This window comes from Peribacillus sp. NPDC096540 (assembly GCF_050278525.1).
Lineage (GTDB): Bacteria > Bacillota > Bacilli > Bacillales > DSM-1321 > Peribacillus.
In genome coordinates this window covers 1-1,366 of sequence record NZ_JBNNTG010000104.1, presented here as the reverse complement: position 1 = coordinate 1,366, position 1,366 = coordinate 1, and the positions used below count along the sequence as shown (strand labels likewise).

Here is a 1,366-nt window from a genome sequence, read left to right as displayed (position 1 = left end):
AAAAGCTCTTTACGACAAAAGAAATAGAGATATTGTCAACCAATCCATATGTGAAATCAGTCAGTACTAAAGGAATTACATATACTGATGAGTTTAAACAGATATTCATTACTCATGCTGATAACGGAACGCCCGCTAGAGAGATATTCGAAGGATGCGGATTTGATATTAAGATTATTGGGATGGATCGTGTACATTCCTCTAGAGATAGATGGCGTGCAGCCTATCGTAAAAACGGTATAGATGGCCTCCAAGATAACCGAAGTGGCAATTCTGGCAGGCCTCGCGTAATGGAGCTTACCCCTGATGAGAGATTCAAGAGATTGGAGGCAGAGAACAACTTATTAAAAGCTGAGATTGAACTCTTAAAAAAGATCAGATTTGCCGAAAGGGGGATGAAGAAAAAATAACCTTATCAGCTGAACAAAAATTTATCCTTATCCACTTTGTGATTGATAAGTACAACTTGAAAAACATGATCACCCATTTGTGCAAGTCCGCAGGGGTTTCGCGTTCCGGTTACTATAACTATTACTCCGAAAGGGCCATTGAACAACGGAAGCTAAAAGAGAAGATGGATGAAGCCCTTCGGGATATTATACTGAGAGCATTTAGATTCAAAAACCGCAAAAAAGGAGCCCGCCAAATCAAGATGACTTTGGCAGGTCAGTTCAATATTGTATATAACCTGAAAAGGATTCGAAGAATCATGGGGAAATACAACATCATATGCCCATTCCGAAAAGCAAATCCATACAAGCGTATGATGAAAGCTACCCAGGAACACAGGGTCCTTCCTAACCTTTTAAACCGGGAGTTTAAACAGGATATCCCTTATAAAGTATTGCTTACAGATATCACCTATCTTTTTTACGGGAATAGCCAAAAGGCATATTTATCAACGTTTAAAGATGCATCTACTAATGAGATTCTGGCTTATCATGTCTCAGACCGCATTACCATGGATATCGCTACCGATACCCTTAACAAATTGAAGAAGAATAGGAAGATTAAGTTGGCTAAAGGTGCCTTTATCCACTCCGATCAGGGAACCCACTATACACACCCAGACTTTCAAAAGTTAGTGAAGAAATATAAATTGGGCCAGTCTATGTCCAGAAGGGGTAATTGTTGGGACAATGCCCCACAAGAGTCATTCTTTGGCCATTTTAAGGACGAGGCTTATATAAAGCCATGTCAGACTTTAGAGGCGTTAAAAAGGGAAATAAAAGAGTATATGACTTATTACAACCAGTATAGATACCAGTGGGATTTAAAAAAGATGACCCCTGTTCAATACAGAGATCATCTTCTAGAGGCAGCCTAACCTCTTTTTTTAAATGTCCTTTACAAAGGGGATAGATTA

The 1,366-nt window shown here is 39.2% G+C and carries 1 protein-coding gene; it reads left to right on the top strand.

Features of this window, described 5'->3' with window-relative positions:
• Window positions 1-1,327, top strand: a protein-coding gene (locus ACQKMR_RS28365) for an IS3 family transposase (RefSeq protein ID WP_427700244.1) whose coding sequence is annotated in 2 segments (ribosomal slippage) — window positions 1-401 and window positions 404-1,327 — 1,325 coding nt annotated over the 2 segments. Because the reading frame shifts where the segments join, the coding sequence is not laid out codon by codon here. This gene is flagged as partial in the annotation.
• Window positions 1,328-1,366 lie beyond the last annotated feature (39 nt).